This window comes from Vibrio viridaestus (genome assembly GCF_003856525.1).
In the GTDB taxonomy this organism is placed as follows: Bacteria; Pseudomonadota; Gammaproteobacteria; order Enterobacterales; family Vibrionaceae; genus Vibrio; species Vibrio viridaestus.
Genome location: NZ_RJVQ01000002.1, coordinates 71,429 through 87,195, shown reverse-complemented (window position 1 = coordinate 87,195; position 15,767 = coordinate 71,429). Strand labels below are relative to the sequence as shown.

Annotated in this window: 18 protein-coding genes; 12 read left to right on the top strand and 6 right to left on the bottom strand. The window is 41.5% G+C overall.

The window, feature by feature from the left end; translation table 11 throughout:
• Position 1 precedes the first annotated feature (1 nt).
• From EES38_RS04155 to EES38_RS04100, 12 genes are all read left to right on the top strand, one after another.
• Positions 2 to 1,633, top strand: coding sequence for a GspE/PulE family protein (locus EES38_RS04155; protein ID WP_166434207.1), 1,632 nt, complete (start codon positions 2 to 4; stop codon positions 1,631 to 1,633).
• Positions 1,626 to 2,843, top strand: coding sequence for a type II secretion system F family protein (locus EES38_RS04150; RefSeq protein WP_124935930.1), 1,218 nt, complete (start codon positions 1,626 to 1,628; stop codon positions 2,841 to 2,843). Before EES38_RS04155 ends, EES38_RS04150 begins: the two co-directional genes overlap by 8 nt.
• Before the next feature lie 61 nt (positions 2,844 to 2,904).
• Positions 2,905 to 3,771 carry a prepilin peptidase gene (locus EES38_RS04145; RefSeq protein WP_124935929.1) on the top strand — a complete coding sequence of 289 codons (867 nt, stop codon included), beginning with the start codon at positions 2,905 to 2,907 and terminating at the stop codon, positions 3,769 to 3,771.
• Positions 3,772 to 3,774: 3 nt separating this feature from the next.
• Positions 3,775 to 4,386, top strand: coding sequence for a dephospho-CoA kinase (gene coaE / locus EES38_RS04140; RefSeq protein ID WP_124935928.1), 612 nt, complete (start codon positions 3,775 to 3,777; stop codon positions 4,384 to 4,386).
• A gap of 31 nt (positions 4,387 to 4,417) precedes the next feature.
• Entirely contained in the window at positions 4,418 to 5,158 is a 741-nt protein-coding gene (zapD, locus tag EES38_RS04135; RefSeq protein ID WP_124935927.1) for a cell division protein ZapD, read from the top strand.
• Positions 5,159 to 5,168: 10 nt separating this feature from the next.
• A complete protein-coding gene (gene yacG / locus EES38_RS04130) occupies positions 5,169 to 5,366 on the top strand; it encodes a DNA gyrase inhibitor YacG (protein WP_124935926.1) in 198 nt (65 codons plus the stop codon).
• Positions 5,367 to 5,468: 102 nt separating this feature from the next.
• Positions 5,469 to 6,092, top strand: a complete 624-nt coding sequence (locus EES38_RS04125) for a sigma-70 family RNA polymerase sigma factor (protein ID WP_124935925.1) — start codon at positions 5,469 to 5,471, stop codon at positions 6,090 to 6,092.
• The gene (locus EES38_RS04120) at positions 6,089 to 6,283 is read left to right on the top strand and encodes a zf-HC2 domain-containing protein (protein WP_124935924.1); all 195 of its coding nucleotides are present in this window, start codon (positions 6,089 to 6,091) and stop codon (positions 6,281 to 6,283) included. The genes EES38_RS04125 and EES38_RS04120 overlap by 4 nt, the downstream gene beginning before the upstream one ends.
• An 87-nt stretch (positions 6,284 to 6,370) precedes the next feature.
• The gene (locus EES38_RS04115) at positions 6,371 to 6,640 is read left to right on the top strand and encodes a BufA1 family periplasmic bufferin-type metallophore (RefSeq protein ID WP_124935923.1); all 270 of its coding nucleotides are present in this window, start codon (positions 6,371 to 6,373) and stop codon (positions 6,638 to 6,640) included.
• 14 nt (positions 6,641 to 6,654) lie between these two features.
• Complete coding sequence (bufB, locus tag EES38_RS04110; RefSeq protein ID WP_208020399.1) at positions 6,655 to 7,530, top strand: MNIO family bufferin maturase; 876 nt, start codon at positions 6,655 to 6,657, stop codon at positions 7,528 to 7,530.
• Between the two features lie 9 nt (positions 7,531 to 7,539).
• Entirely contained in the window at positions 7,540 to 8,310 is a 771-nt protein-coding gene (locus EES38_RS04105) for an HvfC/BufC N-terminal domain-containing protein (protein WP_124935922.1), read from the top strand.
• On the top strand, positions 8,294 to 8,770 hold the full coding sequence (locus EES38_RS04100) for a DoxX family protein (RefSeq protein ID WP_124935921.1): 477 nt from the start codon (positions 8,294 to 8,296) through the stop codon (positions 8,768 to 8,770). The genes EES38_RS04105 and EES38_RS04100 overlap by 17 nt, the downstream gene beginning before the upstream one ends.
• Before the next feature lie 18 nt (positions 8,771 to 8,788).
• Here the strand turns inward: EES38_RS04100 and parC are convergent, their stop codons facing one another.
• From parC to nudF, 6 genes are all read right to left on the bottom strand, one after another.
• The gene (gene parC, locus EES38_RS04095) at positions 8,789 to 11,071 is read right to left on the bottom strand and encodes a DNA topoisomerase IV subunit A (RefSeq protein WP_124935920.1); all 2,283 of its coding nucleotides are present in this window, start codon (positions 11,069 to 11,071) and stop codon (positions 8,789 to 8,791) included.
• 3 nt (positions 11,072 to 11,074) lie between these two features.
• On the bottom strand, positions 11,075 to 12,964 hold the full coding sequence (gene parE, locus EES38_RS04090) for a DNA topoisomerase IV subunit B (RefSeq protein WP_124935919.1): 1,890 nt from the start codon (positions 12,962 to 12,964) through the stop codon (positions 11,075 to 11,077).
• Between the two features lie 201 nt (positions 12,965 to 13,165).
• Positions 13,166 to 13,756, bottom strand: a complete 591-nt coding sequence (gene yqiA / locus EES38_RS04085) for an esterase YqiA (RefSeq protein WP_124935918.1) — start codon at positions 13,754 to 13,756, stop codon at positions 13,166 to 13,168.
• Position 13,757: 1 nt separating this feature from the next.
• Positions 13,758 to 14,588 carry a 3',5'-cyclic-AMP phosphodiesterase gene (gene cpdA / locus EES38_RS04080; RefSeq protein ID WP_124935917.1) on the bottom strand — a complete coding sequence of 277 codons (831 nt, stop codon included), beginning with the start codon at positions 14,586 to 14,588 and terminating at the stop codon, positions 13,758 to 13,760.
• Positions 14,589 to 14,610: 22 nt separating this feature from the next.
• Positions 14,611 to 15,054: a DUF1249 family protein gene (locus EES38_RS04075; RefSeq protein WP_124935916.1), complete on the bottom strand. Its 444-nt coding sequence runs from the start codon at positions 15,052 to 15,054 to the stop codon at positions 14,611 to 14,613.
• The gene (gene nudF / locus EES38_RS04070; protein ID WP_124935915.1) at positions 15,039 to 15,671 is read right to left on the bottom strand and encodes an ADP-ribose diphosphatase; all 633 of its coding nucleotides are present in this window, start codon (positions 15,669 to 15,671) and stop codon (positions 15,039 to 15,041) included. Before nudF ends, EES38_RS04075 begins: the two co-directional genes overlap by 16 nt.
• Between the last annotated feature and the right edge of the window lie 96 nt (positions 15,672 to 15,767).

Genomic DNA, 15,767 nt, shown 5'->3' with positions numbered 1-15,767 from the left:
TATGACTCATCCCTTATTAAATCTGCTCAGACAAGAGAAGTATCTCAACGAATTGCAGTATCAACACATCGTTGATGATATGAGTAAACATTCCATCAAGGCGATAAAAGCCTTGATGGAGTCTGAATTCATTAGTCTAGAAGAAATACTCAGTTTTCTCTCGCATCGCTTTTCTCTCCCACTGATTTCATTAGAAAATTATCAATCAGACCAGCTGTTGGAAAGGTATTCGGAGCTAATTCATCGCCATTACGTATTACCATTACAAGAAACCGAAACCACAATTGAATTAGGCGTTTTGGATCCAACAGATGTGAGTGCTGAGCAGGAGCTCTCGTTTATATCCGGGAAAAAGATCAAAAGTGTGCTGATCCGCTACGACGAGTTTCTTAATAGCTTAACTGGTAATCACTACAAGATATCTGAAAATACACTGCCGCTGTACCAACTCGACGAATTGACTGATGAATCCGAAACCGCGACGGCAGAAAAAGACTGGGAAGATAACACCACACCAGTTACCCAATTACTGTTAAAGATTCTTACTTCAGCATCCTATCACCAAGCATCAGATATTCATTTTGAGCCCTTTGAACATCACTATCAGATTCGACTCAGAATTGATGGCGTTCTTACAGAGGAATTTTCCCCCAGTAAAGATATGAGTAGAAAACTCACGGCAAAGATCAAGGTCCTCGCCAACCTTAATATTGCAGAACGACGTAGACCGCAGGATGGGCGTTTCAAAGTCCGTTTATCCACATCACAATCCGTTGATCTTCGAGTATCAACTATTCCAACCTTATGGGGTGAGAAGCTAGTGTTACGTATGCTCAATACTCAGGTTTCGTCGTTAAAGAGTGACAAACTCGGTATGAATGAGCAACAGCTTAAATTATGGAAAAAAACGCTAAATCAGCCACAAGGATTAATCTTAGTCACAGGACCGACTGGCAGTGGAAAAACGTTCAGTTTGTATTCCGCCTTATCTGAACTGGATCATCAGACAAAAAATATATCAACAATCGAAGATCCAATCGAAATCCAACTTTCAGGAATCAACCAAATTCAGATCAACCCGAAGATCGACCTCCACTTTTCTGACATATTAAGAGCCATGTTACGACAAGATCCTGATGTCATCATGCTGGGAGAAATTCGCGATAGTGAAACGGCTAGCATGGCCTTTCGCGCAGCACAAACAGGGCATCTTGTTCTGTCTACATTACATGCCAACTCAGCCCATGACAGTATATCCCGCTTACGTCAGCTGGGTATTCAAGACTATCTCATTAACAGTTGTCTTACCCTCGTTATAGCTCAGCGCCTGGTTCGTAAACTGTGTAATCACTGTAAATGCCCCCAACCGATTCCAGACAATATGCAGATGCTTATGACGACTAAGTCATCTGTGCGTATATTCACCAATGATCCACAAGGATGCTCTCATTGTCACAATGGTTTTAAAGGAAGACTGGGTGTCTTCGAACTTCTTGCATTTAATACGGATAAAAAACCACTCACCTGTAAAACTGATGAAATTACGTTATGGCAGTCCGGTTTAAATGCATTGAGAAATGGTCTAACAAGTTATGGCGAGCTATTAAGAGTATTGGAGCATACCGATGTCTGAACTATCGTTATTCTTCTATTTTCACTGGCATGGAATAAAGTTTGGAAAACATATTCGAGGGATTAGCGTTGAGAGATCGACAGAAGAACTGGAAGTAAGGCTACAAACACAACAAATCCACTTACTGTCCGTTTCTCCCTGTCCTAAGTGGAAAGCAAAACTGCAACGAGTACATCTTTCTCAAAAACAGCTATTTCATTTTATCCAGCAGTTATCAACTCTACTTAACGCCGACATTGCCATCCTAAAAGCGTTGACCATAATGAACACCGCTGACCAACCTTTAGCTCTACAGATAATTTTACTTAGGATAGAAGAGCAGATACAGAGTGGAACAACCTTCTATTCGGCATTAAAATATAGCCATCCATGTTTTCAAGGTCATCTTTCTGACGTAATACAAGTAGGAGAACTGAGCGGAAATCTACCGCAAAGCCTGACACAATTACATAACCTACTTGAACAAAAAAATAAGCTCAAAAGTAAAATGATTAAAGCAGCGATTTATCCCACTTTTGTCTTATTGACCGCCTTCGCGGTAACGTTTTTAATGATGCTTTTTGTGGTTCCAGAATTTATTAAAATATATCAATCAATGAACGCAAAACTACCGGCACTAACACAGTCGATGGTTGATGCTTCCAACTTTCTGCGCTCTTCTGGTTATCTTGTTGTGGTAACAATATTGACGGTTATATTCACATTAAGCCAAATTTATACGAAATCCCGCTCTCTTCGTAATGTGTCAATCTCTGTTCTAATTAAAATACCTATCATCGGTGATATTATGACTAATGCGGATTTTGCCCGCACAATACAGACACTATCCACCTGCTACCGTTCCGGAATCTCTCTTATCGAGTCTCTCCATATGGCTCAACAATCCTCTAAGTTACCCAAGCTACAATTGGCGTTTGAACAGATCAGTAACGATCTTCAGACGGGCCTGTCTTTGACAATAGCGATTTCGCGACAAAATGTCTTTCCTCCAATGCTGGAGCAAATGGTTGCTGTGGGAGAAAGCTCTGGATCGCTCGAAGACGTTTTTGATAGGCTGGCGAGAGACTATGAAAACAAAGTAAACAATACCATCGATAATATGGGAAAAATCATCGAGCCTATTGTGGTGTTGTTGATCGGTTCATTAGTAGGAGGGATTGTGGTAGCTATGTATTTGCCAATCTTTAACTTAATGAACCTAATGGGCTAGTATTATTTGGTATACTATTTTTTTAGCTGTTTGGCTGCGATCAGCCTCGATATGAGCACTCATGGAAATCTTTTTTTTATACCCTTGGTTATTACTGGCATTTGTCGCGATTTTTGGATTAATCATCGGCAGTTTTCTCAATGTGGTGATCTATCGACTGCCTAAAATGATGGAGTCATCATGGCAAAGAGAATTCTCGGAAACCTTCCCTGAATATAAAATATCTCTACCCGATAAATCACTCACCTTAAGCCTTCCAGCTTCACACTGCCCAAGCTGCCAACATAAGCTAAAACCATGGCATAACATCCCTCTTTTGAGTTGGCTAATACTCAAAGGACGATGTTCATATTGTGACGCACCAATCAGCATACGCTATCCGGCTATTGAGTTAATCAGTACCTTAGCGTGTCTCGCTGCTGGTTATCAATTTGGTGCTTCATTTTATATGTTTGCCGTTCTCTTCGTTACTTTCTTTTTAATTTGTTGTGCTGGCATCGATTTTGATACTCACCTTTTACCCGATTCACTGACACTGCCTTTAATGTGGCTTGGTATCCTAATGTCCTTAATCGATATCAGCCCCGTTACACTCAATGACAGTATTATTGGGACAATAGCAGGGTACGTATCCTTATGGTCTGTATACTGGATATTTAAGCTAATCACCAAAAAGGAAGGTATGGGTTATGGCGATTTTAAACTCTTCGCTGCGTTAGGTGCTTGGCTGGGGTGGCAGGCGTTACCACTAGTCATATTAATTTCGTCATTTATAGGTATCATCTTTGGATTAATTTATTTGAAAAACCAACACGAACAACAAGGTAATATGTTTCCCTTTGGCCCATGTCTTGCCATCGCAGGATGGATAACTTTGGTTTGGAAAAGTGAAATATTTGGTTGGTATATGTCATTTTTATTAGGATAAATTGTGCCATTTGTAATAGGACTGACTGGCGGAATAGCCAGTGGAAAAACCACGGTAGCTAACATTTTCCAGCAACAATTTGGCATTGATGTAATCGATGCTGATATTAAAGCCAGAGAGGTAGTAGCTCCTAATTCTGAAGGTTTGAAAGCGATCGAGACACATTTTGGCTCAAACGCTATCATTGCTGAAACCAAGCAATTAAACCGTGCTTATTTAAGGGAAGTGATTTTTTCTTCTCGTGAAGAAAAACAATGGCTCGATAATCTTCTTCATCCCATGATAAAAGAAAAAATCCTGTCAGATCTCAATAATACTACTTCACCATACTGTCTTATTGTGATTCCATTACTGGTTGAAAATGCATGGCAAAGCTTGTGCAATCGAGTTCTCGTCGTCGATGTAAACGAAGAAACACAAATAGAACGCACGATAAAAAGAGATAATGTAAGTCGTAAACAGGCTGAAAATGCACTATCCGCGCAAGCTTCTCGTCAGAATAGGCTGTCAATCGCAGATGATATAATCGAAAATAACAGTAACAGCGAACAACTTTTGCCCAAAGTCGCACAATTACATCAAAAGTATCTCGCAATTGTGCAAAAAAATCGGTGAAATAGGTAGAAATGAAATCAGGGCTTACTCAATGACAACGCATCAGTTTGAACATCCTCTAAATGAAAAGACCCGAATCTACTTAAGAGTAGAGGCCTTATTGCAACAGTTAGAGCATGCTTCATCTTTTTCTGATGAGTACCAGCATCAGCTTTTTTTCCGTTCTCTGTTTGATCTTCTGGAAATATTTGAACAGATACAGTTAAAGAATGAATTAGCTAAAGACATAGAAAAACAACGCCTTATGTATAAAAGCTGGTTAAATGTAGATGGTGTTGATGAAAAGATGCTAGTCGCTTTATTGTCTGAAATTGATCAGGTACATAGCCGCTTAATGTCATCAGATAGATTCGGCATTTCATTAAAAGAAGATCGATTTCTTTCAACAATAAGACAGCGTTTTAATTTGCCTGGTGGCTCTTGCTGTTTCGATCTTCCTGCACTTCACTTCTGGTTACATTTACCTCCCGATCAGAAAAATCAGCACGCTAGGAACTGGACTGAAACATTGGAACCCCTCTCGCAAGCATTAAAACTATGGCTAAAACTCACACGGGAAACTGGCGCATTTCGTTCTAAAGTCGCCAAATCAGGTTTTTTCCAAAGCGATGCTGAAGATGCCAATATTCTGCGTCTGATTATTCCTCTGGAGTTTGGGGTTTACCCAATGATCTCTGGGCATAAAAATCGTTTTGCGATAAAATTTATTGAGTTTGAAACCAATCAGGCATGTACTCAAGACGTAACATTCGATCTTGCAGTGTGCTGCTAAGCTTTAAGTTATGACGAAAAAACCAACGATTGTAAAATGCCCTCAATGTGGCAACCCGGTAGAATGGAGTGATCAGAGTCCGTTCAGACCCTTTTGTAGTAAAAAGTGCCAAATGATCGACTTTGGCACTTGGGCCAACGAGGAAAATACGATTCCCGGAGCGCCCGATATGTCGGATAGCGATGGCTGGTCCGAAGACGACTACTAAAAAAACCGAGCCTAGCTCGGTTTTTTCATTTTTAGTGTAATAAAAACTGTTCGGTATTCGTCTAAACTCCAAGTATGAAAAACTAACCCAAGTGCACCCAAAATGAATGCATCTGTACAGGCCCTAACACCCGAACACTCAGAACTCTTCCAAGATAAAGTGTTCATGCACTCTTTGCGGCAAAAAATGCTTAAGTTTGCCCTTATTCAAATAAAAAATGAGCAGCTTGCTGAAGATGCTGTGCAAGAAGCCCTTATTTCTGCCTATCAGCATATCGATAAGTTTCAGCGCAAAGCGGCTCTGCAAACCTGGATTTTTTCTATTCTGAAGAACAAACTGATCGATTTGCTGAGAAAAGAAAATCGACATTCTTCTATCCATGATCTTGAGGAAGGAAAAGGACTCTCAGGCGACGAACTGATGGAGTTTCTTTTCGATCAACGTGGACATTGGCATAAAGAGCAACGCCCAGTCCATTGGTCAGATCCTGACGATGATATTGAGAATGATGATTTTTGGAAAATATTTGATGCCTGCTTAAATCATATGCCCGAACGTTATAGTCGATACTTTATGATGCGAGAATTCCTAGAGCTAGAGACAGATGAAATTTGCCAAAATGAATCACTCTCTGTTAACCAGCTCAATGTCACACTTTACCGAGCTCGCTTAAAGCTTAGAGAATGTCTGGAAAATAACTGGTATTTACAAGGAGTACAATCATGATGAATTGTAAACACGCAACCCGGTTACTATCAGAAAAACTGGATAGAGAATTATCAACCAAAGAAAAAATCTCTTTAAAAATGCATATTGCCATGTGTTCTGCATGCCGGAAATTTGGCAGTCAAATGGGAGATATTCGAAAAATATCAAAGCGTTATATTAAAAAAGAAAATTTAGACGAAAAAAAATAAAAATTTTTTAGTTATCAGTGTAAGAATTCCAATAGGTCATACGTCTTACTTATGAATTAACAATAAACCATAAGTAAGGAACACAAAATGAAATCATCTAATATCGCTCTTGCTCTATCCGCTGCTGTTGCTCTATCTGCCGCAGCCCTTCCAGCTCACGCAGCAGACAAAGAGAAGTGTTTTGGTGTCGCCATGGCAGGACAAAACGATTGTGCAGCTGGACCAGGAACATCATGCGCTGGTACAGCGAAAATGGACTACCAGGGTAACGCGTGGAAACTTGTTCCTAAAGGTAAATGTATGGAAATGGAATCACCAACATCACCTACTGGCCACGGTCAACTCAAAGCCTTTTAATCGAGTGACATAGTATGATGTCTCAATCTCACGTAAATTTTCAGGGCACAGATGTCGTGCCCTGTATTTTTCCAGAGAAATCTGGAGTCAGTCTAAAACCTTGTCATTACGAAGAAGTTTTGGCAACGAAACCGGATGTTGGCTTCTTTGAAATACATGCTGAAAACTACTTATCTGAGGGAGGGCCGGCACGGCACTTTCTAGAAAAAGTGAGAGAGATTTATCCCATTACCGTCCATGGCGTAGGATTATCAATTGGCGGTGAAAATGAACTAAATCTACAACACTTACAAAAAGTAAAGAACCTAATCGAATGGGTTGAGCCAATAGTTTTTTCTGAACATTTAGCATGGTCAAGCCATTATCAACACTTTTTAAATGATTTGCTTCCACTGCCATACAACCAACAGACACTTGATAGTGTATGTACCCACATCGACCAGATACAGACCGCATTAAAGTCAACAATACTTCTCGAGAACCCCTCGACTTATATTTCGTTTAAAGACCAACGATTTAGTGAAACTGAATTTTTAGCTAAAGTCGTTGAAAAAACGGGGTGCCAGTTACTTCTTGACGTCAACAACGTTGAAGTTTCCTGTTTTAACCATGGTAGAAGCACATCTGAATATTTGAATTCGTTTCCTATGTCTGCAGTCAAACAAATTCACCTTGCAGGTTACACATTGGATAAATCAGAGCATTTATCCCTTAAGATAGACTCTCATAATGCCCCTGTAGCCGACGAAGTGTGGCAATTATTTTCAGATGTTCAATCAAACAATCCCCACATTCCAACATTGATTGAGTGGGATAGCGATATTCCTCCTCTAAAGGATCTGATCGCTCAGGCACAATTGGCCGATCAAATCATACGTTCTGGAAGGTAAGGAGTTCATATGCAGGAGCATTTAACAAATTACTTACTCAAGCAAAATAATGAAATCAGCCAATCTATTAATGGAGCAACTGATGCAGAAAAGCAAGCTCGCCTAGCGGTTTACCGCAATAATGTGTATTTTTCGCTGACCGAAACACTCAATCAAATATTTCCTGCTATTGAGAAAATCGTTGGTGATGAGTGTTTTAATGCGGTTTGCTATCACTATATTAGTCAGAATCCACCAGAAAGTCCGGTACTGAGTCAATATGGCACTCACTTTCCATCGTTCTTAAGTTCTCTATCAGAATTAAGTCATTTCCCCTATTTGCCTGATATCGCCGAATTAGAGTATCAGTTATTGCAGATAACTCATCAGAAGGAAGAGTCCACTCTCAGTATTAATCAAATAGCCGCTCAACTCGAAAAAATGGGGGAAGAGATAGACCAATCAAACTGGCTTATTTGCTCATCCACGAAATTACTACAGTCACATTACCCTCTAGATGAGCTATATCGCTTTGTTATATCAGAGAGCAGTCAGGAACCTTCCATAGACTGGTCTCAGTCATCTTTTTTACTGCTCTGTAAAGACGGGCTAACAGCAAAATACTTCGCGATTACCGAACCTGAGTGGCGAATGATAGAGAAACTAAAGCAGGGGCTGTCTTTTTCTCAAGCAACAAATCACATTAATGAAGATCAATGGGTCACTATTTTTCAAAGCTTAATCGCTAAACCGATAATAACAAAAATTGAAATAGGTAATAAAAATGAATCAAAGCAATAGTACGTCTAAGTTAGAGTCTTTAGCGCTTCTGCTTGCTCGATTAAGTTTAGCGAGTGTCTTTTGGCTATCTGGACAAACCAAAATTGAGGGATTTAAGCTTAATATAATTAATGGGGAGTTTCTTTTAGGGATGCCAAAGCTTAGTGATACCACTTTATTTCTATTTGAAAATGAATATGCTTTACCTATTATTCCTTTTCAAATTGCGGCTTACTTAGCAACCATTGCAGAGCATATTTTTCCTGTCTTACTGGTGCTCGGCTTGTGTACTCGCTTTTCAGCGCTATCTCTTGCCATCATGACCGCCACTATTCAGCTATTTGTCTATCCTGATGCTTATGCCACTCACCTAACCTGGTTCTCATTGTGCCTATTTTTAATTCTCAAAGGCAGCGGCACTGTAGGTATAGATAGACTAACACATTGTTACTGCGTTTTAAGGAAAGAAAAAAGGGCCTGATAGGCCCCTTATGTCAGATTACTCTTCATTATCGCTGATATCAGTCAAACCCGACACCGTTTCGATTTCAACTCCGGTGACACGTTGTAATCCTCTTGGTAACAAGCCACCACGACGACCGCGCTCACCACGATAATTATCTAGGTCCGAAGGTTTTAGATTGAGCTTGCGCTTACCGGCATAAAGCGTTACCGACGCGCCATTAGGGACTGCCATCAAATGAGTAAGAACCTCTTCTCTGGCTTTTGCTTTCGCTGAAGGAATATTGATTATCTTATTTCCTTTCCCTTTACTCAATTGAGGTAAGTCATTCACTGGGAACAGCAGCATACGTCCCTGGCTCGTAATGGCCATAACCTCGTCAGATTCAAGACTCTCAATTGCTTTAGGCTCAACAAGCTCCGCATTCTCAGGTAAATTCACTAATGCCTTACCGCTACGGTTCTTGGATATAAATTCAGCCCCTTTACAGACAAAGCCATAACCAGCATCGGAACCTACCAGCCAAAGCTGATCATCTTCCCCCATAATGACTTGTTTAATCTGCGTGCCTTCGGTCATGTTCAAGCGGCCTGTAATCGGCTCTCCCTGACTTCGTGCTGATGGCAGAGAGTGTGACTCCAGAGAATAACAGCGCCCATCACTACCAAAGAAAACAGCTTGTTGATTACTGCGCCCACTTGCTGAAGACAAGTATTTATCGCCAGCTTTATAGTTCAGCCCAACACAATCAACATCGTGCCCTTTCGCATGGCGAATCCATCCCTTTTCAGAAAGAACAACAGTAATTGGCTCACTCGGGATCAAGTCACGTTCAGTTAATGCACGAGCTTCTTCTCGCTCAACTAAAGGAGAACGACGATCATCACCATACTTCTCAGCATCCGCCTGAATTTCCTTTTTGATCATCGTATTTAGACGACGCTCAGAGCCAAGTAGCTGCTCTAGTTTCTGACGTTCAGCTTCCAAATCGTCCTGCTCGCCTCGGATCTTCATTTCTTCCAGTTTTGCTAAGTGACGCAATCTGGTATCGAGAATAGCGTCAGCCTGAATTTCAGTCAGTCCGAAGCGCTTCATCAATTCAGCTTTAGGCTCATCTTCGTGACGGATGATCTCGATGACTTCATCGATATTTAAATAAGCGACCAACAAACCTTCTAAGATATGCAGTCTGGCAAGGACTTTATCTAAGCGGTGTTGCAAACGACGACGAACCGTTGTCTTACGATATTCGATCCACTCTGACAGAATTTCCACCAGACCTTTCACCTGAGGTCGATTGTCTAAACCAATCATATTGAGGTTAACGCGGTAGTTTTTCTCTAAGTCTGTCGAAGCAAACAGGTGGTTCATCAGAACATCACAATCGACTCGATTGGAGCGTGGAACAATCACAATGCGCGTTGGATTTTCATGATCGGATTCATCGCGAAGATCCTCAACCATTGGAAGCTTCTTCGCTCTCATTTGGTTAGCTATCTGTTCAAGCAATTTCGCACCAGAAACCTGATGAGGCAGCGCTGTAATAACAATATCGCCAGACTCTTTGTGCCAAGTAGCACGCATCTTCACAGAGCCTCGTCCACTACGATAAATTTTTTCTAAATCAGAACGAGGAGAAATGATTTCGGCTTCAGTTGGATAGTCTGGTCCCTGAACAAATCCCATAACATCGTGAATCGTAGCCTTGGGATTATCAATTAAATGAACGGCTGCATTCGCGACTTCTCGAACATTATGTGGTGGTATGTCAGTTGCCATACCCACAGCGATACCAGTCACACCATTTAGCAGAATATGCGGTAGTCTTGCTGGCAACATTTGCGGTTCTTGCATCGTGCCATCAAAGTTAGGCTGCCACTCAACGGTTCCCTGCCCTAATTCACTCAGTAGAACTTCAGAGAACTTGGATAACTTAGCTTCGGTATAACGCATTGCCGCAAATGACTTAGGATCATCTGGAGCCCCCCAGTTTCCCTGTCCGTCAACCAACGGATAGCGATAGGAGAAGGGCTGAGCCATCAATACCATAGCTTCGTAACAGGCTGAATCACCATGCGGGTGATACTTACCCAGCACATCACCGACAGTACGTGCCGATTTTTTATACTTAGCTGAAGCCGATAATCCAAGTTCTGACATCGCAAAAATGATGCGACGCTGAACAGGCTTTAATCCGTCACCGATATAAGGAAGTGCGCGATCCATAATTACGTACATTGAGTAATTAAGATACGCGTCTTCAGTAAATTTGCGCAAAGGAAGTTGTTCTACGCCCTCAAAATTTATTTCCGTTGTCATGCCTTAAACCTCAGCCATGTCCGCTAAATCGCCATTACTTTGTAGCCAAGAACGTCTGTCATCTGCACGTTTTTTACCTAAAAGCATATCCATCATTTCTGCAGTTGCTTCCGCATCATCAATTGTCAGCTGAACCAGACGACGTGTGTTCGGATCCATTGTCGTTTCACGCAATTGGAGTGGGTTCATCTCACCCAAACCTTTAAAGCGCTGTACATTAATCTTGGCTTTTTTCTTACTCAGACGATCAAGAATACTTGCTTTTTCTGAATCATCGAGTGCGTAATGCACTTCTTTACCACAGTCGATGCGATATAACGGAGGCATAGCCACATACACATGTCCGTCTTCGACAAGCTTGCGAAAATGCTTAGTAAACAGCGCACATAATAATGTTGCGATATGCAAACCATCGGAGTCTGCATCCGCTAGGATACAGACTTTGCCATAACGTAAGTTTTCTAGTGTATCTGTATCTGGATCAATACCAAGAGCAACGGATATATCATGAACTTCTTGAGAGGCAAGTACTTGATCTGCAGCGACTTCCCATGTGTTCAATATTTTACCGCGTAGAGGCATAATGGCTTGGAATTCACGATCTCGGGCCTGCTTAGCACTGCCGCCAGCGGAGTCTCCTTCCACAAGGAATAATTCGGTACGTCCCGTGTCCTGACCGGTACAGTCAGTCAACTTCCCAGGCAAAGCTGGTCCAGAAGCCACTTTTTTTCGAACCACTTTCTTGCTCGCTCGCATACGACGATGCGCATTCGCAATACAAACTTCGGCCAAAGATTCAGCCAAATGTGGACGTTCATTTAGCCACAAACTAAACGCATCTTTGACCACACCCGATACAAAGCCAGCAGTTTGACGAGATGAAAGTCGTTCTTTAGTCTGACCAGCAAACTGAGGATCCTGCATTTTGATCGAAAGAATATAGGAGCATCGGTCGAAAATATCGTCCCCTGTCAGCTTAACACCACGAGGGAGTAAATTACGGAATTCACAGAATTCACGCATCGCTTCCAGCAGACCTTGTCTTAAACCGTTTACGTGCGTTCCGCCTTGGGACGTCGGAATTAAGTTCACGTAACTTTCAGTGAGAAGTTCCCCACCCTCAGGTTGCCATATCACAGCCCAGGTTGCTGCATTATTATCGCCAGAGAAGTCGCCAGTAAATGGCTCTTCTGGTAATAATGCGTACCCTTTTACACCTTCAATTAGGTAGTCTCTCAGGCCATCTTCGTAGAACCAGCGATAATCTTTATTATTCACTTTATCTTCAAAAATGATCTCAAGCCCAGGACATAAAACAGCCTTGGCTCTAAGGTTGTTGATTAATCGCGTAACTGAGAAATTCGCTGAGTCGAAATACTTTGTCTCTGGCCAAAAATGAACGCTCGTACCTCGGTTTCGTTTACCACAGGTCCCGGTAACCGTTAGATCTGATACCTTATCACCATGCTCAAACGCAATATCGTAAACATTACCGTCGCGGCGAACGGTCACTTCGACACGTTTAGACAAAGCGTTGACGACTGAGATACCTACACCATGCAGACCACCAGAGAACTGATAGTTTTTATTTGAAAACTTACCGCCAGCATGCAACTTACATAGGATCAATTCGACGCCAGATACTTTCTCTTCAGGGTGGATATCAACGGGCATTCCTCGGCCATCATCGATAACCTCTAATGATTGGTCGCTGTGTAGGATAACCTTCACTTTAGAAGCATGACCAGCTAATGCCTCATCGACACTGTTATCGATAACCTCCTGACCCAAATGGTTCGGTCTGGACGTATCAGTATACATACCGGGTCTACGGCGCACAGGTTCTAAACCATTTAGAACCTCAATGGCCCCAGCGTTATATTGTTCACTCATAGTTTGGGATACTTATATCAATCAATGATCAAAATTGTCCGTAAAAATATGTCTTAAGAAAGTTAAGACATACAGTCGCGCATTTTTAATCTTATATTAATGATCGCGAAATCATAAAGGAAACATACTTATAGAGAGACAGCCTTCTGTCAAGTTTCATGGCTGTTAGAGTCGTTCGGCTTGAAGAACCAAACTAGAGGTTCAGAGTCTTAAAAACTCAATAATCTCCGCGGCATATCGTTCAAAACCAACGAAACTATGATCGCCTCCGGGCTCTATCGTACTGCGGGAATCTCTAAATTTCTCGACAGCCTGCTGATAATCGAGAACTTCATCGCCTTCCTGCTGCAATAACCAAAACTGTTCTGGGTCGTTTAGCACATCAATATCCAACTGCTTGAGCTCACCAATATGCTTACTCTGCAAAACGTATTTTTCTTTAGTATACGGATTTTCCTGCTCCCCTAAAAAATCGAGAAGCAAATCATACGGTTTTATGGCTGGATTCACGACTACAGCACGACATTTAAATAAACTGTTTACCCAAACAGAGAAATACCCACCTAATGAACTTCCTATGACTCCGATGTTATGGCTGTTCGAATAAGGTTCTAGCAACGTCTCGATTTTTACAGCGGCATCATGAGGAAAGCAAGGCAGTTGAGGGACTAATAATTCAATATCAGATCGATAAGTTTGGCAGTATTCGACCATGATTTGGGCTTTCTGAGAAAGAGGCGAGCTATTGAAGCCATGCAAATAGACTAATAATGAAGGTCGAGCATCAGACATGCTAATAACCACCAGCATAAAAGTCAGGCAGGAAACGCCCATTATCCAAACGACCAATCTTAGTCTCTACAGAACCATCTTCTAATAAATTCAATTCGCGCCAACCTGGAGACAAAAGATCGAGTGCGAACTCGTTACTACGTGGCTTGAATTGAACACAGGTGGAAGGTGTCGCAATAACACGAACTCCCTGCTTTAATATGTCCATATCCTGATGAACATGCCCACACACAATCGCTTTCACATTGTCAAATCGACTAATAACATCCCATAAGGATTCACTTTCCTTTAACGTGTGCTGATCAAGCCACGCACTTTCAACCAAGACTGGGTGATGATGAAGTAATATAAGAGTATGTTTGTCGGGATAAGCCGTGAGTTTTTCCTCTAGCAAAGAAAGTTGCTGTGCTGAAAGATAACCATGAGGAACACCTTCAACTTGAGAGTCAAGTAGAACAACCTGCCAATGAGAGCCCAACATAAAATGAGGAATACATTTTACTTGGGGTACAGGCAGTACGGACGCCATATTAGGGCGATAATCATGGTTTCCAGGAAGCCAAAAGCAAGGCTTTTTAAGTGGGGAAATACCTTGGATAAACTTATGGTATGACTCTGGAGTATGGTCTTGAGAGATATCACCGGTTGCAAGAATGGCATCGAAATCTGTTACGCCCTGAATAATGGCATCCACAACCGCAGTGAAGCTTTCGGTAGTATTGACCCCTAAGAGGCTACCATCATCATCAACAAAGAGATGCGTATCAGTGATCTGCAGTAACTTGACGCAGTTATCGTTTTCTACATCTATTGATATGTTGTTGTCTGACATCAACCGACCTAAATTCTAATTCCTATCCAACATTAATCGGAGTACGACTAATTCCGTGCTTCAGACAAAAGGTCAGCCAATCACCCAAAAATCGGTTCAATTGAGCCTTCTCATCTTTTTGTGCCATTTTGTAATTAGGATATTCGTATTTTGCCCGCACCTGATGTAACTGATCAGCCTTGCAGACTTCAGCAACTCGAGCATCATGGTATAGTCTGACAGACATTGTAGGCAATGGAAAAACAGAAAATTCATCACTTTGACAGATTGTGACTAAAGTTGTGTATTTGGTCACTTCTTCCACTTGCAACTGATACAACATAGCCGCCGCTTCGTAACACCGAACATCATCTTTCGTTGGCTGACTCGGTAACAAAGCGTTTAATTTTGCATAATTCGTTTCATATACACGCATTAATTCTTGAAGATCAACGTGATACGGCTTTTGTATCATATTTTCTGCCATTTATCCTTTAATTCATGTTTGTTCAGTTCGAGCCATTGCAGCGCAATTATTGAGGCCCCATTTTCTATCGTACCGTTTTTTACTAGCTCATAAGCATAATCGCGGGTAACGACGTGAACTTTAATGTCTTCACCTTCTTCGTCTAACCCATGGATACCATCAGCAAGGTTAGAGTCCACCTCACCTACAAAAACATCCAACATCTCATTACAGCCACCTGATGACGGATAATACGAAGTCACTTTTTCTGAACGACCAACAGTCAGGCCAGCTTCTTCTACTGCTTCCCTACGAACGACTTCTTCTGGAGACTCATCTTTATCGATGATACCAGCCACGATTTCTAACTGCCATGGTTGTTCATGTTCAAGAGCGCCAACACGAATTTGTTCGATAAGAACAACTTTATCATTTACAGGATCATATGGAAGCATAGCTGCAGCTCGCGTTCTTTCAAACATTTCTCGCTCAATCGGCTGACTCCAGCCACCAGCAAACTTTCTATGCTTAAAGCGATACTTAATCATTTTAAAGAAACCTGAAAAGAGTGTTTCCTTACTGATAATTTCTATATCCTGATTAGAAAAAGAATCTGTCTTTTCATCCATTTGGTGCATACTAGACCTCCATTAATGGGCAGAAGATCTAATCATGTAATTGTCTTCTCGCCAAGGACTATGTTCAACTTTTCGTATAATTTTTACATAAATTTT

Excerpts from the sequence above, each read along its gene's own strand:
- EES38_RS04155 (WP_166434207.1), top strand. The coding sequence starts at position 2 with ATGACTCATCCCTTATTAAATCTGCTCAGACAAGAGAAGTATCTCAAC.
- EES38_RS04150 (WP_124935930.1), top strand. The coding sequence starts at position 1,626 with ATGTCTGAACTATCGTTATTCTTCTATTTTCACTGGCATGGAATAAAG.
- EES38_RS04145 (WP_124935929.1), top strand. The coding sequence starts at position 2,905 with ATGGAAATCTTTTTTTTATACCCTTGGTTATTACTGGCATTTGTCGCG.
- zapD (WP_124935927.1), top strand. The coding sequence starts at position 4,418 with ATGACAACGCATCAGTTTGAACATCCTCTAAATGAAAAGACCCGAATC.
- yacG (WP_124935926.1), top strand. The coding sequence starts at position 5,169 with ATGACGAAAAAACCAACGATTGTAAAATGCCCTCAATGTGGCAACCCG.
- EES38_RS04125 (WP_124935925.1), top strand. The coding sequence starts at position 5,469 with ATGAATGCATCTGTACAGGCCCTAACACCCGAACACTCAGAACTCTTC.
- EES38_RS04120 (WP_124935924.1), top strand. The coding sequence starts at position 6,089 with ATGATGAATTGTAAACACGCAACCCGGTTACTATCAGAAAAACTGGAT.
- EES38_RS04115 (WP_124935923.1), top strand. The coding sequence starts at position 6,371 with ATGAAATCATCTAATATCGCTCTTGCTCTATCCGCTGCTGTTGCTCTA.
- bufB (WP_208020399.1), top strand. The coding sequence starts at position 6,655 with ATGATGTCTCAATCTCACGTAAATTTTCAGGGCACAGATGTCGTGCCC.
- EES38_RS04105 (WP_124935922.1), top strand. The coding sequence starts at position 7,540 with ATGCAGGAGCATTTAACAAATTACTTACTCAAGCAAAATAATGAAATC.
- EES38_RS04100 (WP_124935921.1), top strand. The coding sequence starts at position 8,294 with ATGAATCAAAGCAATAGTACGTCTAAGTTAGAGTCTTTAGCGCTTCTG.
- parC (WP_124935920.1), bottom strand. The coding sequence starts at position 11,071 with ATGACAACGGAAATAAATTTTGAGGGCGTAGAACAACTTCCTTTGCGC.
- parE (WP_124935919.1), bottom strand. The coding sequence starts at position 12,964 with ATGAGTGAACAATATAACGCTGGGGCCATTGAGGTTCTAAATGGTTTA.
- yqiA (WP_124935918.1), bottom strand. The coding sequence starts at position 13,756 with ATGTCTGATGCTCGACCTTCATTATTAGTCTATTTGCATGGCTTCAAT.
- cpdA (WP_124935917.1), bottom strand. The coding sequence starts at position 14,588 with ATGTCAGACAACAACATATCAATAGATGTAGAAAACGATAACTGCGTC.
- EES38_RS04075 (WP_124935916.1), bottom strand. The coding sequence starts at position 15,054 with ATGGCAGAAAATATGATACAAAAGCCGTATCACGTTGATCTTCAAGAA.
- nudF (WP_124935915.1), bottom strand. The coding sequence starts at position 15,671 with ATGCACCAAATGGATGAAAAGACAGATTCTTTTTCTAATCAGGATATA.